This is a genomic window from Mesorhizobium sp. M1A.F.Ca.IN.020.03.2.1, assembly GCF_004023205.1.
In the GTDB taxonomy this organism is placed as follows: Bacteria; Pseudomonadota; Alphaproteobacteria; order Rhizobiales; family Rhizobiaceae; genus Mesorhizobium.
In genome coordinates, this window is record NZ_RZSV01000368.1 from 1 (window position 1) to 3,663 (window position 3,663).

At 63.6% G+C, this 3,663-nt stretch carries 5 protein-coding genes; 1 reads left to right on the forward strand and 4 read right to left on the reverse strand.

The features are described from left to right. Positions 1-394 (forward strand): glycine cleavage T C-terminal barrel domain-containing protein (locus tag EOA79_RS30665; protein WP_164894025.1); only part of this gene is annotated, 394 nt, incomplete at its 5' end. Positions 395-533: 139 nt separating this feature from the next. Here the strand turns inward: EOA79_RS30665 and EOA79_RS30670 are convergent. From EOA79_RS30670 to EOA79_RS30685, 4 genes are all read right to left on the reverse strand, one after another. After that, positions 534-1,121: an NAD(P)H-dependent oxidoreductase gene (locus EOA79_RS30670; protein ID WP_128293598.1), complete on the reverse strand. Its 588-nt coding sequence runs from the start codon at positions 1,119-1,121 to the stop codon at positions 534-536. Beyond that, positions 1,121-1,702 carry an NAD(P)H-dependent oxidoreductase gene (locus EOA79_RS30675; protein WP_067329247.1) on the reverse strand — a complete coding sequence of 194 codons (582 nt, stop codon included), beginning with the start codon at positions 1,700-1,702 and terminating at the stop codon, positions 1,121-1,123. The genes EOA79_RS30670 and EOA79_RS30675 overlap by 1 nt, the downstream gene beginning before the upstream one ends. Positions 1,703-1,829: 127 nt before the next feature. Continuing rightward, entirely contained in the window at positions 1,830-3,227 is a 1,398-nt protein-coding gene (locus EOA79_RS30680; RefSeq protein ID WP_095825692.1) for an FAD-binding oxidoreductase, read from the reverse strand. A 2-nt stretch (positions 3,228-3,229) separates the two neighbouring features. Continuing rightward, positions 3,230-3,663, reverse strand: a 434-nt coding sequence (locus tag EOA79_RS30685; protein WP_164894026.1) for an amidohydrolase family protein, incomplete at its 5' end; no start/stop codon positions are given.

Sequence of the window (3,663 nt, forward strand, 5' to 3'; positions counted from 1 at the left end):
CATCACCGACGAGGACCATGTGCTGGAGGCAGGCCTTGGCTTCGCGGTGAAGACGGCCAAGAGCGACTTCATCGGTCGTGACGCGGTGCTCAGGAAGAAGGAAGCCGGGTTGAGCCGCAGGCTGGTGCAGTTCCGCCTCAAGGACCCGCAGCCCCTGTTATTCCACAACGAAGCAATCCTGCGCGACGGCATGATCGTCGGTCCGATCACCTCGGGCAATTACGGCCACCATCTCGGCGGCGCGATCGGGCTCGGCTATGTGCCCTGCGAGGGCGAGAGCGAGGCTGATGTGCTGGGCTCATCCTACGAGGTCGAGATCGCAGGCGAGCGTTTCGCCGCGGAAGCATCGTTGAGGCCAATGTACGACCCGAAGGCTGAACGGGTGCGGATGTAGCGCAGTGTTCCCTTCTCCCCGTTCAACGGGGAGAAGGTGCCCGAAGGGCGGATGAGGGGCAGCGCCACACCTTTGCGACGCCGCCCCTCATCTGCTGCCGCCGTCTTCTCCTCATTTAACAGGGAGAAGAGAGCTATCCTCAAAAGCTTTCCAGCCTCGCCCTTACCTTCGCCAGAAACGCCGTCCGGCTCTTCGGCGTTGAGGAATCCATCAGGTAGTGCGCCAGGAAGAATGTCTTGCAGCGGGGGGCGCAGATGGCGCGCATGCCGCGCAGGATCGTCTTGCGGCCGGGCTGGCCGACAACGACGCTCCACCACGTCGGCGCGACACAGGTGGTGATGACGCCGACCTTGGTCACATGGGTCATCAGCGATTGGATCCGGCCTCTGCCGCGCGGCAGCTTGAAGGCGATGTCGGTCGCCCACACGCGATCGAACCAGCCCTTCAGCATCGCCGGCAATCCGTACCACCAGGTGGGGTAGATGAAGAGGATCGCCTCGGCCCATTGCAGATGCTCGAAATGCGGCCTGAGCTCGGGATCCTCAGGCGCGCGCTCGTTGTAGGAGCGCCGCTCTTCGCAGCTCATCACCGGATTGAACTTCTCGGCATAGAGATCGAGCAGCCGCACGTCCCAGCCTCGTCGCGTCAGCACCTCTATCGCCATGTCGCGGATCGCGGCGCAATAGCTCTCCGGCACCGGATGGCAATAGACCACCAGCACGCGCATCAGAATTGATCCATGCTGGCGGCTACCTTCGCCATGAAGGCCTTGCGCGTCTGATCCGTCGAAAGGTTCATCGAATAGTGTGCGAGGTAAGAGACGGAGGCGCCTGGCTTGATGGTGGCCCGCAGCGTGCGCTTCACCATTTTGCGCGGCGGATCGCCCATCAGCATGGCGCGAAAACGACTGCCGCCGTAGGTGGTGATGGCCGCGAGCTTGCGGATGTTGTGCAGCGTCGGCCGAACCTTGCCGTCGACCAGCTTGAACGATACGCCGGGCAGGAAGACGCGGTCGAAGAAGCCCTTCAGGATCGCCGGATAGCCGTAATTCCAGACCGGAAACGACAGCACCAACGCTTCCGCCTTCTGAAGCCTTGCGATGTAACCGGCGACCGCCTCGTTCGGCCCGCGCTGATCGTGGTAGCCGAGCCGCTCTGCGCGCGTCATCCGCGGATCGAAATCCTCGGCATAGAGGTCGCAGTCGTCGATCGTGTGGCCCGCCGCGCCGAGCCGCTCGACGATCGTCCGATGCAGTCCGGCGTTGAAGCTGGTCTCCACCGGATGTGCGTAGAGCACGAGGATGTTCACGGGAGTGGATCCCGCAGGTCAGCTCGACAAACCCCTGTTGTCCCATGCCACATCTCCTCCCTTGTGCGGGAGATGTCGCCAAAGGCGACAGGCCAGAGGAGGGTGCAGCGCCGGGCGCTCATCGCGATCACCTCGCCTTTTGCAGCCCCTTGAACAGGAACGGCTTGCCGGAGCGATAGTCATAGCCCGGATTCTCCCAGGCAATCATCTTGCCGGGGTTGAGCAATCCTTGCGGGTCGGTCTCGCGCTTGAAGGCAAGCTGAACCTCGTCAGTCTGCTTCATGCCGCCCTCTTCCAGCGTGCAGCGATGGGGGTTGAAGATCCAGCAGCCATTGTCCTCGTGGATACGGATGATCTCGTCGAGCCTTTCTTCCGTGGTGAAACGGACCAGCGGCAGCCCGGCGGCGCCGATCGCGCCGTCGAAGCGGATGAATTCGAGATGCGCCGGCACCTCGTCGCCGAAGCGGTCGACCATCGCCTTGACGTGCGCGAGATGGTCCGGCGACGGATAGCGCGCCTGCAGATAGGTGATCGTCGGATCGACCCTGATGGCGCGCAGCGTCGTGTGATTCCAGGTCAGCTCGTAGGCCGGCGGCAATCCCTTGAGGTCGGTCTCCTGGTCGGCCCGGAAGACGATTTCGCCTTTGCTGGCCCGGACGAACGCGAGGAACCCATCCATCGCGTGCGGCGCGATCATGCACACCACGATGCTCTGCTCGCGCCGGAAGAACTTCTGGTGTCGCTTGAAATAATCGTAAGGAATGGGTGCCGCGATCGGCGTGATCAGCTTCGCCAATATGCCGTCCTGCTCGGCGAGGTCGTTGCCGAAGCCCGCTGCACCCATGAAATCGTCGAAGCCGACGATGACATCGACCCAATCGTAGGACGCCGTCAGCGGCATCTCAACCTCGGTGATGATGCCGTTGGTGCCATAGGCATGCATCACCTTGAGCACGTCCTCGCCCGAGAGGTCCATGACGCGCGGCTCCGCCTCCATCGTCACGGTCCGCAGCCGGATGACATTGCCGAGATCGCGCAATCCGCCCCAGCGGATCGAGCCGACGCCGCCAGAGCCGCCTGCGACGAAGCCGCCGATGGAGGCGGTGTTGTAGGTGGAGGGCGACATGCGCAGTTCCTGCGCGGAATGCGCCCGCGCGGCGCGATCGATGTCGGCCAGAACCGCTCCGGGCCCGGTCACCACGCGGCCCGGCGCGATCGCCTTGACTTCGTTCATCTCGGCGAGGTTGAGCACCACGCCGCCCGACAGCGGCATCGCCTGTCCGTAATTGCCGGTGCCGCTGCCGCGCGGTGTGACTGGAACGCCGTGCCGGTGGCAGGCGGCCAAAACGCGGATCACCTCGTCCTCGTTCTTTGGCGTAACGATCAGGTCGCCGGTGACGTGGTCGAGCTGTTGTTTGAGGACGGGGCTGTACCAGTAGAAGTCGCGGCTCTTCTGCTGGACGATGGCCGGATGGTCGTCGATCTTGAGGCCTTCGAGATCGCGCTTCAGCGCTGCGATATCCATCATCACACCATCAATTCGTCGAGTTCAGCATAGTCGGGCAGCCGGCGCTCGATCGCCCTGCCCTCGCGCACCACGATGCGATCCGATTCGGGCCGCGACAGCAATTCGGTCCAGCTGCGTCCCTTGAAGACGATGAAGTCGGCGCTACCGCCGGCGGCGAGAGTGCCGACACCTTCCAGCCGCATCACCTCGGCCGGCATCGCCGCTATCGCTTTCGGCCAGTCACCGACAGGGTGATCGAAATGCAGGATGCGTGTCGCCATGCGATAGACCTCCAGCATATCGAGGTCGCCATAGCCGTAGAACGGGTCGCGCGTGTTGTCGGAAGCGACAGCCACTTTGATGCCGCGTGCCTTGATCTCGTGCAGCAGCGTCACGCCGCGCCAGCGGGGCGTCGTGCCGTTGTTGCGCCGGTCCTGCAGATAGAGGTTGCACA

Bases quoted from the DNA above. Each gene is read 5' to 3' on its own strand.
- EOA79_RS30680 (WP_095825692.1), bottom strand. From the start codon at position 3,227: ATGGATATCGCAGCGCTGAAGCGCGATCTCGAAGGCCTCAAGATCGAC.
- EOA79_RS30670 (WP_128293598.1), bottom strand. From the start codon at position 1,121: ATGCGCGTGCTGGTGGTCTATTGCCATCCGGTGCCGGAGAGCTATTGC.